Source organism: Christensenella tenuis, assembly GCF_014287795.1.
Lineage (GTDB): Bacteria > Bacillota > Clostridia > Christensenellales > Christensenellaceae > Christensenella > Christensenella tenuis.
Window position 1 is genome coordinate 232198 of the sequence record NZ_JACOON010000001.1, and the last position, 14949, is coordinate 247146.

Below are 14949 nucleotides of genomic sequence, written 5' to 3' on the forward strand. Positions count from 1 at the left end.
TGCATTGCCAACCTTTTGTTTATTCAAAAAGTAGTATAGGCGTTCAAATTCGAGTGGGTGCTTCTGCAAGTAACTATTTGAACAGAGAACAATCACTTTTTTAGTAAAAGATAAACCAGGAGACATCATAAATGCGCGGCGAAGTCTTCTACTTGAAACGCGAAGGTATAATATTCTGGAATATTTGCACCTCCATAGTATCATTTTTCACTATTCTGCTCGAGGACGGGTTTAGTGAATTGACAATGCGTGTATATCATACTAGAATTGAATTATAATAGGCCAAAAGTAATAGGAGGATATCCGGATGGATAATGATATTTTTTATAACCCAACAAAGGTTATATTTGGCAAGGGAACGGAACTTCTTTGCGGAGAAGAAGTTGCAAAATATAGCGATAAGGTGCTCCTTCATTACGGCGGCGGAAGCGCGGAGCGATCAGGGTTATTGGATCGAGTGCGCGCATCTTTGCGGGCCGCAAACATTACGGTCTATGAATTGGGCGGAGTAAAATCGAATCCCCGTCTTGAACTTGTTTATGAAGGCATCAATCTTTGCCGGTCAAATGGTATTGGATTTATTCTTGCTGTAGGTGGAGGAAGCGTAATTGATTCTGCTAAGACGATCGCCTGTGGTACGCCAAACAGCGACGATGTATGGGATTATTTTCTTGGAAAAAAGATGGCGCAGGCCTTGCTTCCAGTAGGCGTAATTTTAACCATTCCAGGTGCGGGAAGCGAATCTTCGGATGGAATGGTCATCACAAATGAGAAGACAATGACAAAATTGGCATATGGTGACGAGCGCAGCCGCCCGGTTTTTTCCATTCTGAATCCGGAACTTACCTATACAGTCCCAGCCTATCATACCGCTGCGGGTATTACAGATGCAATTGCACATGTAATGGAACGTTATTTTACGAGGACGGAACATACGGATGTGGTAGACCGGATGAGCGAAGCGGTAATGCGTGGCTTGATGCGCAACGCGAAACAGGCGATTACCGAACCGGAGGATTATAATGCACGCGCCGAAATTATGTGGGCTTGCAAGATAGCACACGACGGGACGCTTGGAATGGGGCGCGAAGAAGATTGGGGATCACATCAAATTGAGCATGAACTATCCGCAAAATATGACGTATCGCACGGGGCGGGACTGGCGGTTATTTTCCCGGCATGGATTAAATACGTGTATCGAAAGGCACCGAAGCGTTTTATCCAGTTCGCAATGCGCGTTTTCGATGTGGAGTACGATGTAAATGATCCGGATTGGACGGTTACGCAAGGGATCAAAAGGTTCCTGAGCTTTTTAAAAACAATCAGTATGCCAATTTCCCTGCGGGATCTTGGTATCAACGACAAATCAGTGCTCGACGAGCTTGCCCGCCGTTGCGCGGAAAATAATGATGGAACGGTTGGACACTTCGCCGTACTCAATGAAGCTGATATTCGTAACGTACTGGAACTGGCTTATTAATCGAACAGGCAAGACTCCCGGAAATCCGGGAGTTTTTTTGACTCAAAAAACCCCCAGTTTACTGGGGAGTATAAAAAAGCTTAAAGCTATGAAGAGAAATAAAAAACTCCTTTTGATAGAATGAATTTGCGGCCTGACAACTGCAAATAAAAAATCAAAAGGAGGCCATTCAAAATGAATGACAATAATAGTTTAGAACACACACGCTGGAATTGCAAATACCATGTAGTATTTGCACCGAAATATAGGAGGCAGGTATTCTACAAAGAGAAAAAGCAAGTAGTAGGAGAGATACTAAGACAGCTATGTGTGAGAAAAAGTGTGAACATAGTAGAAGCGGAGATTTATCCAGACCACATACATATGCTGCTGGAGATACCTCCGAAGATGAGTGTATCAAGCTTTATGGGTTATCTGAAAGGCAAAAGCAGCTTGATGATATACGAAAGATTTGGGGATATGAAATTCAAGTACAGAAACAGACAGTTCTGGTGCCGGGGATACTACGTGGATACGGTAGGAAAAAACGAGAAGAAGATAGCAGAATACATCAAAGGGCAATTGGATAGAGATAAGTATGGAGAACAACTGAAGATACCGTATCCAGGTGACCCGTTTAGCACGGGTAGCAGGTAATCTGTCTGCATGCGTCAGGCCGATACGCCTTTTAAGGCGTTGCCAGTATCATAGCCTTACAGGCGTTTTGTGAAAAACCCCCAGCTCTGCTGGGGGATGTTTATTGTGCCTTCCCGCTGTGCCAGCCAAATAAAATATGATATGATGTTTACGGAGGAAAAGCAATGCGAATTTTACACACCTCAGATTGGCATCTGGGCATTACTTTAAACAATATGTCGCTGCTCGAAGAGCAGCGGTGTTTTCTTAAAAAACTTTATGAACTTGTTGATACGGAAAAAATAGACGTAATTGTGATTGCGGGAGATGTCTTTGACCACGCCGTATCAAGTGCAGACGCGATTGCCTTATATAATGAAGCGATGACAATGCTCTGCATCGACCAAAAAAAGCGGGTGCTTATCTGCGCAGGAAATCACGATGGGGCAGCGCGCCTTTCTTCGTGCAATGCTCTTTTGGAACGTGCCGGACTTTATGTGGCGGGGAGTGTGCGCGATGGTGTCAAGCGGATCAATACAGGGGATGTGGCGTTTCACCTGCTTCCTTATTTTTCGATTGACGAGGTGCGTTACCTGCATCCAGAGGAAGAAATCAAAAGTTATGATGGCGCAATGCGTACGGTGATAAAAGGAATCGAACCAGACAGAGAGCGCAGCAATGTTTTAATTGCTCATTGTTTTGTAACCGGGGCCCAGCCAGCAGAGAGTGACCGTTCGGCAATGGTGGGCGGCGCGAACATGGTAGGCGCAGACGCATTTGCCGGATTTGATTATGTTGCCTTGGGGCATTTGCATCGGGCACAGGAAATTGGCGGGAATATTCGTTATAGCGGTTCGCCTGTTAAATTTTCTTTTGCCGAGGCGGATATAAAAAAGAGTGTAACGGTTGTTGATACAACCGGCTTTTCGCGGCAGGAAATTGTGCTTTCCATGCAGCATGATCTGCGCGTCGTCAAGGGAAATTACAGTGAAATATTGGACGCGGCGGAGAAGGACATGCACCGGGAAGATTATCTTAAAATTGAATTGCGGGATGAGTATGCTCATGTTGAGGTGCTTAATACGTTGCGCAGTTATTATCCGCGGCTGCTTTCACTTGTTGGAAAGCAATTGAACAATGTGAAAACTTCACTTTCTATGGAAAAGGCGGCGAGCCTCCATCCAGAGGATATTCTGACGATGTTCTGCCAGGAATATACGGGAGAGAAACCAAATGCAACGCAGATGGGTTGGTTCCGGAAAGCGCTTGAATTTGAGCAAAAAGGCGGTGATGCGCAATGATGCCGGAACTCCTGAGCTTTGAAGCTTTTGGACCTTATGTAAAGAAACAGCAGATTGACTTTCGGGTGTTTGAAAAATCCGGTTTGTTTTTGATCCATGGAAAAACAGGCGCGGGAAAAACAACAGTACTGGATGCAATGACATACGCGCTATTTGGAGAAAGCAGCGGCGGCGGACGTGGAGATATCGGCGCTATGCGGAGTAATTTTGCGGGAGATCAACAGGATACGAAGGTAGACTTTGTTTTCCGCGCCAACGGTAGGAGATACCGTTTCCTGCGGGAAGTCCGCGTCCGGACTAAGCGCAATGGGGAAAAAGAGCTTCAGGCTTCACAAAACGCTTTTTTTGAAAACGATGCAAGGGCATTCGAACCATTTTTTGAAAACCCGGGAATTAAAAATGTACGGCAGAAGGCAGAAGAAATTTTGGGGCTCACTTATGAGCAGTTTCGCCAGGTTGTCCTTCTCCCGCAAGGCCGGTTTGAACAGCTTCTGGTGGCGGATTCCGCGGAAAAAGAAAAAATACTGGTTACGCTTTTTAAGGCGGAGCGATGGCAGAAGATTACTGATTGGCTCTGTGCACAGGCACTTGAATTGAAGCATGTACGCGACGGTGTAGAACAGAGTCTGCAGACTGTGCTTCGCCAGTATGACTGCGAAACGAAAGAAGAATTGAAAACATTTTTAGCGTCGCAGGAAGAGAAGCTTGCAGAGCAAGAAAAGAATTGCGCCGACATTTCTGCGCAGCTTGAGGCGGCGGAGATGGCTTTGAAAAATGCGCAGGCTGTACAAGGCTTATTCGACGAATGGGAGCAGGCTAAAAAGAAAGAAGCGGCAGTAAGCGCACAGGAAGAAGAGATCCGTGGATTGGAGATCCAATGCGCACGGGCCCAAAGTGCGGCGCAGTTGCTGCCAGCGCGCCGTGAAGCGGCAGCCCTCCAGAAACGATGGAAAGAACATGAAAAAAAGTCTGACGAAGCCGCGGCACAAATAAAAAGCCTGCGGGCACGGCTTGATGAATATATGTCTATGATCGGCGGGCATAAAAAGCGCCTCCAACAGGAACAGGCAAAGAAAGTCACAGAAAAAAATATACTGGAAGAGAAAATAGAACAGGCGGAGAAAGAGTATCAACGAATTTTTTCTGCCTATATGGGAGATACGGCACATATGCTCGCAGGAATGCTTGAAGATGGAATGGCGTGCCCGGTTTGCGGAAGTGTCTATCATCCGTCGCCTGCAGTTGAACTGGATGTAAAAACAACGGAACAAGATGTTTTGAACGTGGAGGAGCGCATACAGGATCTGAGAAAGCAAGCCACAGAAAAAGAAAGGGAGATATTCCGTGTAGAGCAAGAGACGGAAGAATGTGAAAAGGGGATTCGAAAGCTCGGATTTAGCCAGGTCGTAAAACAAAATTGCCCTCAACTTCCCGGTAGATTAAAAGAGATTTTGGAAGAAGCGGAGAGATTGCTTTTGGAGTACAAAACCGTACAGGATTCCCAAACTTTTTACCAAAGGGAGGCAGGAAAGGCGAGAAATATTTTCGAAGAAGCAATTACATGTTTTAAAACGGCTTGTGCAGAAAAAGGATTTCAAACAGATGAGGAATTTCGCGCGGCCTGCTTGCCGGAAGAGGAGACGGAAGCAGCCCGGCAGAAAATTCAGGATTATTATGTAACGAAAAAAGTTGCGGAAGAAAGCATGCGCTTGCTTGAGGAAAAACTGGAAGGGATTGTTCCGGTAGATATTGGACCGCTTGAAGAAGAATTTAACAAAAAGGAGCGGGAAAAGAAAACAGCGGAAGCTGTTCTTGCAGAAATAAAAGCTAGGATCGCACTACTGGAAAAAGCGGCGGATGCTGTAGAAGAATACGCAAGAAAACTTGAACGGTCAACCTCAAAATTTATAGAACTGGACCAGTTTTCCAAACTGTTAAGGGGTTCCAATGGCATCAGCCTGCAAAGATATGTCCTCGGGGTTATGCTGACGGCGATTGCTGAAGAGGCGAACGTATTGCTCAAAAAGGTGCATGATGGCAGGTATCAGCTTTATCGATCTATGGAAGGGGCGGGCCGCACGCGTAAGGTAGGACTGGATCTTGAAGTGTTTGATTCTTATTCGGGAGAGCGCAGGAGCGTAAACAGTCTTTCCGGCGGGGAAAAATTTCTGGTTGCCCTAGCATTGTCGCTTGGCCTTTCTACGGTTGTACAGGCGCAAAGCGGGGGGATTCATATCGATGCCCTGTTTATTGACGAAGGTTTTGGTTCTCTCGATCCTTCCTCCATTGAGAATGCACTCGACGTTCTGGCGTGTGTGCGCGGCGGCTCCAAATTAATTGGAATCATCTCCCATGTCCAGATGCTCAAAGAGAATATAGAAACGACAATTGAAGTGCGAAAGGACCGTATGGGAAGCGATTTGATAATAAATTGTTAATTTTAGAAGCGGTTTCTTGCAATAGAAAAAACCTTGGAGTATTATGTGTATAAATATGGAGGAGAATGCAGATGGCTTTCGATAAGATGGATTGGCACGCAGTAACGTTTCCGGACAGCATTCCCTACGAGAATGCAGGAACTCATATCGGAATATACCTTGCGTGGCTGGTAAATAACGACCTGATACAGGAAGAATGGCTTGAGGAGTTTGCTGATGCGATAGAACGTGTGCGCAGTCGGGAAATGACGGGCCGTGACCTCCTGATGGAATGCTTTGACGAGGCACTGCCGGAAGATATTATGGTGGATGAAGCATTGGAATTTACCGGGGAGTATTATGTTACCTCCTATATTGATGATTTTGCAGATGCACTTGCGGCGGAAGATATTGATTCAGAATTTTCGGTGTATCTTCACGAAGATACATGGGAAAATTATGATAAGGTAGAACCTGTTATCAATGAAAAATTTGAAAAATGGAGAAATCAGGAGCTTGACTAAAAAGACGCCGAAAGGCGTTTTTTTTGTTCAATTATTTGACGCCACGCGTAAAATGCCCCCGTGTAAACTCTGGAGGCGGAGTATGCGGTTTTCCCTGCATTGCCCCCCTGTATTGCCGGACAATAGCAATACATTGTTCCGGGGATTCCACCGTGAAAAGAAGCCTGATTACATTGGCGCTGACTGAAATGAGTTTATCCGCCATATAAATTGGTGCGGAATTCAGGATTGCGACTCTACAGTCCGGGCCGACCCGCAAAATAGGGAACCTTTTCCCCATGCGGTCGGTAAGCACTGCCTGTCCTGCGGCGGCAGGACAGCGCTTTTTATCCTCACAGTGCATGGGGCAATACGAGGTAGTCATCAGGGGCAGCCTGCCATAGACGATCGCCTCCGTGGGCAGGAGATCGGGCAGATCTGCAATTTGCGCCGCATTGAGTTCAGCGCTCACGGTTGCACGCTCGTAACCGAGGGAACGCAGTGCTTTCAAGGTTTGGCCATTCATTATATTCAACGAGACATCCGCTATTTTGTGCATTACATCCCCGTCCATAAGAGTAGTAAACAGTTCGCCGTCAAAGCAGGCCTTGGAAGGCTGCTCCTCTCCATCATGTGAAATGAGCGGATGCGCACCGATAATTTGTGCCTTGGAACCAGAAAGTTCGCCCACCCATTGTGCAGCATAGGGAACATACAGGATATCTACCAGCGGCAAAACGGCCTTCGCCTGCTCGATAGTCGTTGCCTGTGCGGCCAATTTCCCCGGCTTTTTCCACTTTCCCTTTTTTAAGGGAGAATAAATGCCGAAAGGATGATCCGCAGCAGGAGGTTGATGTTTCATGGGTATAGTTTGAGGAAGTATGGAAGGAACACTTTTGGCGAAGGGCCGATCGGTAAAGCCGCGCCGGCTGAATGCTTTCAGGAGATCGTTTTTATCTTGTTGCGTAATACTTTTGCCGTCAAGCGCCTTGCGGTAAATGCGCGTAACGGTTCCTACGTACCGGGCCGGCTTCATACGTCCTTCGATTTTTATACTTTCGATTCCGGCCTGCATAAGGTGAGGAATATAATCAATTAAGCAGAGGTCGCGCGGGGAAAGCAGACGGCCGTGTTTTCCGTTTACTGAATAATCGAGCCGGCAGGGCTGTGCACACAGGCCGCGATTTGCACTTCTTCCGCCAAAAAGGCTGCTCATCAGGCATTGGCCTGAGTAGCAGGCACATAATGCACCGTGTACGAACACTTCAAGTTCTATTTTAGTACTCTCACGAATCGCACAAATTTCTGCAAAAGAAAGCTCGCGCGCCAAAACAATACGACGAAATCCAAGTTTTTGCAGGATACGCACGTTGGAAGGGTTATGCGCTGTCATTTGCGTACTTGCATGCAGGGGAAAAGAAGGGCAAAGTTCTTTGAGAAGCATTGCGCAACCGGGGTCCTGCACAATAAACGCATCAATTCCTGCCTGCACGGCAGCCTTCGCCGTATCGATCCATGCGGGAATCTCACGATCGCGCACAAGCGTATTGAGCGCCAGGTAGAGTTTTACGCCGGAAGCGTGCGCGAAGGCCGCCGCCGCCCCGAAGTCATCGAAATTATCCGCAAGGTTACGCGCGCTGAACCTTTGTGCGCCAATATATACTGCATCCGCGCCGTTTTCCACGGCCGCTTTTAAACTGTCCCATCCGCCTGCCGGCGATAAAAGTTCCATAAGCTCCCTCCCATATTTCCCATCTATTATACCATATACTTATACAGTGGTATCCCTTGCGTATAAACGCTTTTTGGTATATAATAAATTGTTTTTAAGAAAGGGAGAAATAAAGTGATAAGAGAAGATTTGAGGAATATTGCGATCATTGCACATGTCGATCACGGAAAAACGACGCTTGTAGATGAAATGCTGAAACAAGGCGGTTCCTTCCGTGACAATCAGGTCGTGGCGGAGCGTGTGATGGATTCGGGAGATTTGGAGCGCGAACGCGGAATTACTATTCTGGCGAAAAATACGGCGACTTATTATAATGACGTAAAAATCAATATTGTTGATACCCCCGGGCATGCGGATTTTGGCGGGGAGGTAGAGCGTGTACTCAAGATGGTAAACGGAGTTCTGCTGCTTGTGGATTCGTTCGAAGGGCCAATGCCGCAAACGCGGTTTGTACTCCAGAAAGCGCTGGAACTCAACCATCGCGTTATTATTGTGGTGAATAAGATGGATCGGCCGGATGCGCGCCTAAATGATGTAGGGGAAGAAGTACTGGAACTGCTCCTTGAACTTGATGCAACGGATGAGCAGCTCGACAGCCCGATTATCTATTGTTCCGGGCGCGAAGGAACGGCAACCATGGATCCCAACCGGAAGGGGACGGACCTGAAACCGCTTTTTGATACCATTTTAAGCTATATTCCCGCACCGGAAGGCGATCCGGATGGGCCGCTTCAGATGTTGGTATCCTCGATTGATTATAATGATTATGTGGGGAGAATCGCTGTTGGACGGATAGAACGGGGAACGATTAAGACTGGGCAAGAGGTTTCGCTGTGCGATTACCACGTGGAGGATCTTTGCACCAATGGCCGGGTTACGGCAATTTACCAATACGACGGTTTGAAGCGCGTGACAGTGGAAGCTGCAAAAGCGGGTGATATTGTTGCGTTTTCCGGTCTTGAAAATGTAAATATTGGAAATACGGTATGCGCCCCTTATGAATTTGAGCCAATTCCGTTCGTGAAGATTTCGGAACCGACGGTAGAGATGACATTTTCTGTCAATAATGGGCCGTTTGCAGGCAGGGAAGGAAAATATGTGACTTCAAGGCATTTGCGGGACCGTCTGATGGCGGAACTGCGCAAAGATGTTTCATTGGGCGTTCATGAGACGGACAGCCCGGAGACATTCCGCGTACTTGGACGCGGGGAGATGCACCTTTCCATCCTGATCGAAACAATGCGCCGCGAGGGCTATGAATTTATGGTCGGGGCACCGAAGGTTCTGTATAAAACGATTGACGGCCATATGTGCGAGCCGATTGAGCGTCTTTTGGTAGATGTTCCTGCGGAGAGTGTGGGCAGCGTTATTGAAAAGCTTGGTTCCCGCAAATCGGAAATGGTACATATGACGCCACAGGGTGAGCGCATGCGAATCGAGTTTAAAATACCTGCGCGGGGTTTATTCGGCTATCGTGGGGAATTCCTTACCGATACGCGCGGTGAGGGAATACTCAACACGGTATTTGATGGCTATGAACCATATAAAGGGGACATCGAAAAGCGATCCGTAGGATCGCTGATCGCTTTTGAAACGGGCGATGCAATTACCTATGGCCTATACAATGCGCAGGAACGCGGCACTTTGTTTATCGGTGCGGGCACCCCGGTTTACATGGGAATGGTAGTCGGCTCGTCGCCGAAAAACGAGGATCTCGTGGTAAATGTATGCAAGAAAAAGCATGCATCCAATGTGCGTGCTTCGGGAAGTGACGATGCGCTACGCCTGATCCCGCCTAAAAACATGAGTTTAGAAGAGATGCTGGAATTTTTGGGAGATGACGAACTTCTGGAGGTAACCCCCGAAAGTTTGCGTATCCGCAAACGGATTCTGGATCATCAGTTGAGGATGAAAGCGAATAAAAAATGAGAACACCTGATGAAGTTTTGAAAAACTGTAAGAGGCCGGAAGGAGAACTGGGAGAGCAGACGATTCGCCGTATGAATGAAAGCCATGCGGAATTGACTGCATGGGGCTTTTCGCATTTTGACGTAGGTATGGATGCGATTGTCCTCGATATTGGATGCGGGGGAGGAAAGGCGCTTAGGCGTCTGTCCAGACAGGCAGAAAACGGAAAGCTATACGGCATCGATTATTCCGAAACGTCTGTGAATATGGCAAAACAGGAAAATGAAGAGGATGTTCAAAGCGGAAAGATACATATCCTCCATGGAAGCGTATCCAATCTCCCCTTCCGTGATGATATGTTTGATCTTGTGACTACGGTGGAAAGCTATTATTTTTGGCCGGATCTGGCGCATGATTTCCGTGAGGTGTGCAGGGTGATAAAACCGGGCGGCCTTTTTGTGATCGTTGCAGAAATGTATAATCACGAGAATCAAAGCGAGGAAGATAAGTATATCGTAGAAACACTCAAAATGCATAACAATACTCCGGAGGAGCTTGAAAAGATGCTGCTGGAAGCGGGCTTCGCAGAAGTAACCACGGATACCAATGTGGAAAACGGTTGGTTGTGTGCAATAGCAAGAAGAGAATAAAAGCGCCGAAAGGCGCTTTTTTGTAGATTAACCGGCAAATTTTTTCAGAATCCATGCCATGTTTTCTCCCAGCAGCCTCATGGTCTCGAGACCTTCCTCGTCTTGCTCCCAATCATTCTGGCTGTTTGCCATCATGAAATTCCAGTGTGAAGAAGTTACAATCGGCATCTGGCTTGCCTGAAACAGATAGTTAATGGAAGCAAAAGTAAAGGCTTCTCCGGAACGTCGGGCGGCCACGACGGCAGCACCGGGCTTGTTTTTGAGCAAAAATCCATTGTTGCGGGTCACGCGCCCGAGGCGGTCAATCAGGCATTTTGTTTCGGGAGTCATATTGGCAAAATAAACCGGCGAGCCGATCAGCATTCCGTCGGATGTAATTGCCTGCGTGATAAAATCATTCATCTCATCCGTAGCAATGGAACACCGGCGGTCCATAATGCTTTTGCAATGACCGCAGTCGATACAGCCACGAAGAGGTTTGCCGCCAACCTGGATAATTTCGGTTTCAATCCCGCGAATATTCATTTCATCACACGCAAGTTTGAGGCTGTGATAGGTGTTGCCCCTCCTGTGCGGGCTTCCGTTAAAGGCAATTACTTTCACCACATTTCCTCCTGCGACCGTTTCTTTAAGTATAACACAATCGGGAATGGGAAAACAAAATATTGTGTTTTATGGATTACCGGGAGGTCTAAAATTTTTCTAAAATAGGTTTCCATTGGCAGGAGACAATGCTATACTGTTTCTGGATGTTCATAAAGTAAAATATAACAAAGGAGAAACCAATGGAATTTTTGGTGGAAGGGTTTGCCGCGCTCACATGGCAGCAGATCGTGATGTTTGCCGTAGGAGGCGTGCTTATTTTCCTTGCAATTTCTAAAAAATTAGAGCCTGCGTTGCTTTTGCCGATGGGATTTGGTGCAATTTTAGTAAACATTCCTTTTTCGGGCGCGGTTGATCAGGTGATGGCAGGTATCGGACCAGTAAACGGTATCGTCGATTGGCTGTTCAGCGTAGGAATTTCTGCTTCGGAAGCGATGCCGCTTTTGCTTTTTATTGGAATTGGCGCAATGATTGATTTTGGACCGGTGCTTAAGAATCCTAAACTGCTGTTTTTTGGGGCGGCAGCTCAGTTTGGTATATTCGCAACAATTTTTGCCGCTACGGGGATGGGATTTTCCCTTACGGATGCAGCTTCAATTGGCATTATCGGCGCGGCAGACGGCCCGACTTCTATTTTGGTTTCTCAAGTACTTGGAAGCCAATACGTTGGAGCCATCGCAGTGGCGGCCTATTCATATATGGCCCTCGTGCCCATCATACAGCCGCTTGCCATTAAGCTCGTGACCAGCAAAAAAGAACGTGCGATTAAGATGGAATATCATGGCGAAGATATCCCAAGGATTGCCAAGATTCTATTTCCGATTGTCGTGACGCTCATTGCAGGTCTTGTTGCGCCTGCGTCTATTGCGCTTGTTGGATTCCTGATGTTTGGCAATCTGCTGCGGGAATGCGGGGTGCTGGATTCCCTCTCCGATACGGCGCAGAAGGTTCTTGTGAATCTTATTACTTTGCTTCTGGGAATCACAATTGCTTCCACGATGAAGGCGGAAAATTTTGTAAATATCCAGACAATTCTCATCATGTGCCTCGGACTTGTAGCATTCTTTTTCGATACAATCGCGGGGGTGCTGTTTGCCAAGCTGCTCAATTTGTTTGGCAGAAATAAAATAAATCCAATGATCGGTGCGGCGGGAATATCGGCCTTTCCGATGTCCGCACGTGTTGTACAGAAAATGGGCCTTGAAGCGAACAATCAGAACCATCTGTTGATGTTTGCGGTGGGGGCCAACGTCTCGGGGCAGATTGCTTCGGTGATTGCCGGAGGCGTTATCCTCGGTCTTGTACCGGTGCTGATCTAGCAGAAAGGAAAAAGAATATGGATGCTGTTACAGGTTCCCTCCAGCTTATGTGGCAGGGTATGGTCTCTATCTTTGTTGTAATTGCCGCTATTTGTGTGGTAGTGCTTATTATCAATAGGGTAACCAAGAGAAAGAAGCAATAGGCTTGGATTATGTAAAGATTTTCCGGGAAAAGAATATTACACTGTATGGAAGCGACCAATTGCCGCAGAGTTTGCAAGTGTATGAAACCCTGCCGAATGTAATTTCTTTCGCACTGCCGCTGCCGCGCGCGATTGTACGGGAGATTGCGGAAAACGGGCCGACAAAGACTTATTTCCATCATTACCGTACCTGCAATGCATACATCGATCATGTATCCTATACGCTTGTTCTTGCAATCAAAGCAGAAGGTTATGATGCAGTGTATATTCCGGCTTCACAATCGGTAAGTGAAGATGGATACAGGGGGCTTTTTCCGCACAAAGCAGCAGCGGTATTGTGTGGGCTGGGCGGAATTGGAATGAACGATTTACTGATTACCCCGGATTATGGGGCAAGCGTCCGTCTGGGGACGGTTATGACGGACCTGCCGGTTGCACGGACCGGAAAAACCGAAAATCCGTGTACTGGATGTGCCAAATGCGTATCGGCATGTCCGAGCGGCGCGCTTTTTGGAAAAAAGTGGGAAACTGGCATATCTGTCGAAGAGATCATAGATGTGCGCCTGTGCAGTGCACACATGAAAAAAGCTTATAAGAAAATTGGCAGGGGAGCCGTTTGTGGAATTTGTATGGCCGTTTGCCCAGTGGGACGGGTACCAAAGTAATTCTGCTGCTTTTTGAAAGAATTATGAACAATTTATTACGAAACTATTTACAAGTGTGCGGAAACATTGTATAATAATCAAAGTTATAAGGTGAAATGGTGCCTTGTATCTTCGTAAAAAAACAGAGGAGATTAATATGAATCATATTATATCTAATGTTAAAGAGGGTTTTTCCAAAGCAGTCAGTACAACAAAAGACAAGCTTTCCCAAGTGAAAGGCTCTATTTCTAACATCCATGTAAGCAGTAAAAGAAGAAGGGGAACGGCGATGCCGTCGAGAAATTCGCGTACGAGAATTACCATGCAAAGGCCAGCCCGCCGTGCGACGCGGCGTTATACGGCACATCGTGTAAACAGGAAACGTTTTACGGTGGTAGTAGCAGTTGCGGTTGTGGCGATCATGGTTCCTGTGATGGTTATGGCTGCAAACGGCGATACCGCCCAAGTAGAGCCGAATGTGCCGGAAATGGTGCAGGTTGCGGAATACAATGTGGAAGCACCTGCGGAAACAACGCAGGCTGTGGCAGCCGTACCGGAATTGACGGAAACAACGCAGGCTGCGGTGGAAGAGAGCACAGTAACGTCAGATGGCGCAGTTGCGGATGATGCCGCGATTGCAGAGACGGCTGAAGAACCGACGCCTACTCCTGAGCCGACACCTCAGTATGTTATGCTGACGGAAGGAATGAATGACGCTTCCGTACCGGCATTACAGCAGAGGTTAATGGATCTCTATTATATGGGTGCGGATGAAACAACTGATTATTATGGGCCGCAAACGGCACAGGCAATTAAATATTTCCAGAGAAAACATGGCCTTGCAATCGATGGAGCGGCAGGCCCGGAAACACAGGCATTATTGTTCTCGGATCAGGCAAAAGAATATACAATGTCTCTTGGTGCGGAAGGATATGATGTCGAGCGGATGCAGGAGCGTTTGATGGCTCTTGGGTACCCGATTTCCTCAGCAAGCGGTTATTTTGGAGAGGAAACGGAAAAGGCTGTCCAGTATTTCCAGAGAATGAACGGCCTTACTGATGATGGCAGTGTCGGCCATATGACTGAAGAATTGATTTATTCGGATGAGGCTGAGAAAGCCCTGGAATATGAAGCTCCGAAAAAGGAAAATGATAGTTCCGATAGCAAGGGGAGCAGTTCGTCTGGAAATAAAGGGAATAGTTCTTCTTCCGGCGGGAATAAAGGCAATAGTTCCTCAGGCGGTTCAGGCAGCAGCAGTCCGTCTTATACGGCTGATCCAGGTTCGGTAGAGGCTTTTATTGATGTGGCAATGGCTCAGGTTGGAAAACCGTATAGTCTTGGCGCAAAAGGCCCGGATGCATTTGACTGTTCTGGATTCATCTATTACGCACTGAAAGAGAGCGGTAATGGCATTGGCTATATGACATCCAGTGGTTGGGCGAATTCAGGCTATACTTCGGTAGGTTGGGATGATCTGCAGCGCGGCGATATCGTGTGCGTTTCTGGTCATGTAGCGATCTATCTTGGCGGCGGACAGGTTATCGATGCCTCTTCGAGCCAGAATGCGATTGTTGTGCGGGGCTTAGGCTCTTGGTTCCAGAGTCGGTTTATCTGTGGTAAAAGACCACTCTAAG

Annotated in this window: 13 protein-coding genes; 11 read left to right on the forward strand and 2 right to left on the reverse strand. The window is 47.2% G+C overall.

The genetic code is table 11. The features are described from left to right. The first annotated feature begins 307 nt into the window (after positions 1-307). The 5 genes from H8S18_RS01160 to H8S18_RS01180 all read left to right on the forward strand — a co-directional run bounded on the left by H8S18_RS01160 (position 308) and on the right by H8S18_RS01180 (position 6337). Entirely contained in the window at positions 308-1480 is a 1173-nt protein-coding gene (locus tag H8S18_RS01160) for an iron-containing alcohol dehydrogenase (protein ID WP_186856478.1), read from the forward strand. Positions 1481-1654: 174 nt separating this feature from the next. After that, positions 1655-2116 (forward strand): IS200/IS605 family transposase, encoded by a 462-nt coding sequence (tnpA, locus tag H8S18_RS01165; protein WP_186856479.1) that lies wholly within the window; start codon positions 1655-1657, stop codon positions 2114-2116. 164 nt (positions 2117-2280) lie between these two features. After that, on the forward strand, positions 2281-3396 hold the full coding sequence (locus H8S18_RS01170; RefSeq protein WP_186856480.1) for an exonuclease SbcCD subunit D: 1116 nt from the start codon (positions 2281-2283) through the stop codon (positions 3394-3396). Beyond that, entirely contained in the window at positions 3393-5834 is a 2442-nt protein-coding gene (locus H8S18_RS01175) for an AAA family ATPase (RefSeq protein WP_186856481.1), read from the forward strand. Before H8S18_RS01170 ends, H8S18_RS01175 begins: the two co-directional genes overlap by 4 nt. A 71-nt stretch (positions 5835-5905) precedes the next feature. Beyond that, the gene (locus H8S18_RS01180) at positions 5906-6337 is read left to right on the forward strand and encodes a DUF7832 domain-containing protein (RefSeq protein WP_186856482.1); all 432 of its coding nucleotides are present in this window, start codon (positions 5906-5908) and stop codon (positions 6335-6337) included. Between the two features lie 31 nt (positions 6338-6368). On the opposite strand, the gene H8S18_RS01185 is transcribed toward H8S18_RS01180, so the two are convergent. Beyond that, on the reverse strand, positions 6369-8048 hold the full coding sequence (locus tag H8S18_RS01185; RefSeq protein ID WP_186856483.1) for a U32 family peptidase: 1680 nt from the start codon (positions 8046-8048) through the stop codon (positions 6369-6371). Positions 8049-8162: 114 nt separating this feature from the next. On the opposite strand from H8S18_RS01185, the gene typA reads away from it, so the two are divergent. Then, on the forward strand, positions 8163-9977 hold the full coding sequence (typA, locus tag H8S18_RS01190) for a translational GTPase TypA (RefSeq protein WP_186856484.1): 1815 nt from the start codon (positions 8163-8165) through the stop codon (positions 9975-9977). Further along, complete coding sequence (locus H8S18_RS01195; protein WP_186856485.1) at positions 9974-10606, forward strand: class I SAM-dependent methyltransferase; 633 nt, start codon at positions 9974-9976, stop codon at positions 10604-10606. Before typA ends, H8S18_RS01195 begins: the two co-directional genes overlap by 4 nt. Positions 10607-10633: 27 nt before the next feature. Here H8S18_RS01195 and H8S18_RS01200 read toward each other — a convergent pair whose 3' ends face one another. After that, entirely contained in the window at positions 10634-11209 is a 576-nt protein-coding gene (locus H8S18_RS01200; protein WP_186856486.1) for a flavodoxin family protein, read from the reverse strand. A 182-nt stretch (positions 11210-11391) separates the two neighbouring features. On the opposite strand from H8S18_RS01200, the gene H8S18_RS01205 reads away from it, so the two are divergent. The 4 genes from H8S18_RS01205 (at position 11392) to H8S18_RS01215 (ending at position 14948) form a co-directional block, all read left to right on the forward strand. Beyond that, entirely contained in the window at positions 11392-12528 is a 1137-nt protein-coding gene (locus H8S18_RS01205) for a sodium ion-translocating decarboxylase subunit beta (protein ID WP_186856487.1), read from the forward strand. 17 nt (positions 12529-12545) lie between these two features. Continuing rightward, positions 12546-12671, forward strand: a complete 126-nt coding sequence (locus H8S18_RS14775; RefSeq protein WP_279288423.1) for a hypothetical protein — start codon at positions 12546-12548, stop codon at positions 12669-12671. A 2-nt stretch (positions 12672-12673) separates the two neighbouring features. Then, positions 12674-13336: a 4Fe-4S double cluster binding domain-containing protein gene (locus H8S18_RS01210; protein ID WP_186856488.1), complete on the forward strand. Its 663-nt coding sequence runs from the start codon at positions 12674-12676 to the stop codon at positions 13334-13336. Positions 13337-13472: 136 nt separating this feature from the next. Beyond that, positions 13473-14948 carry a C40 family peptidase gene (locus H8S18_RS01215; protein ID WP_186856489.1) on the forward strand — a complete coding sequence of 492 codons (1476 nt, stop codon included), beginning with the start codon at positions 13473-13475 and terminating at the stop codon, positions 14946-14948. Position 14949: the final 1 nt, after the last annotated feature.

What these genes read in the sequence shown, in the direction of transcription:
- H8S18_RS01160 (WP_186856478.1), top strand. Translation starts at nt 308, where the DNA reads ATGGATAATGATATTTTTTATAACCCAACAAAGGTTATATTTGGCAAG.
- tnpA (WP_186856479.1), top strand. Translation starts at nt 1,655, where the DNA reads ATGAATGACAATAATAGTTTAGAACACACACGCTGGAATTGCAAATAC.
- H8S18_RS01170 (WP_186856480.1), top strand. Translation starts at nt 2,281, where the DNA reads ATGCGAATTTTACACACCTCAGATTGGCATCTGGGCATTACTTTAAAC.
- H8S18_RS01175 (WP_186856481.1), top strand. Translation starts at nt 3,393, where the DNA reads ATGATGCCGGAACTCCTGAGCTTTGAAGCTTTTGGACCTTATGTAAAG.
- H8S18_RS01180 (WP_186856482.1), top strand. Translation starts at nt 5,906, where the DNA reads ATGGCTTTCGATAAGATGGATTGGCACGCAGTAACGTTTCCGGACAGC.
- H8S18_RS01185 (WP_186856483.1), bottom strand. Translation starts at nt 8,048, where the DNA reads ATGGAACTTTTATCGCCGGCAGGCGGATGGGACAGTTTAAAAGCGGCC.
- H8S18_RS01195 (WP_186856485.1), top strand. Translation starts at nt 9,974, where the DNA reads ATGAGAACACCTGATGAAGTTTTGAAAAACTGTAAGAGGCCGGAAGGA.
- H8S18_RS01205 (WP_186856487.1), top strand. Translation starts at nt 11,392, where the DNA reads ATGGAATTTTTGGTGGAAGGGTTTGCCGCGCTCACATGGCAGCAGATC.
- H8S18_RS14775 (WP_279288423.1), top strand. Translation starts at nt 12,546, where the DNA reads ATGGATGCTGTTACAGGTTCCCTCCAGCTTATGTGGCAGGGTATGGTC.
- H8S18_RS01215 (WP_186856489.1), top strand. Translation starts at nt 13,473, where the DNA reads ATGAATCATATTATATCTAATGTTAAAGAGGGTTTTTCCAAAGCAGTC.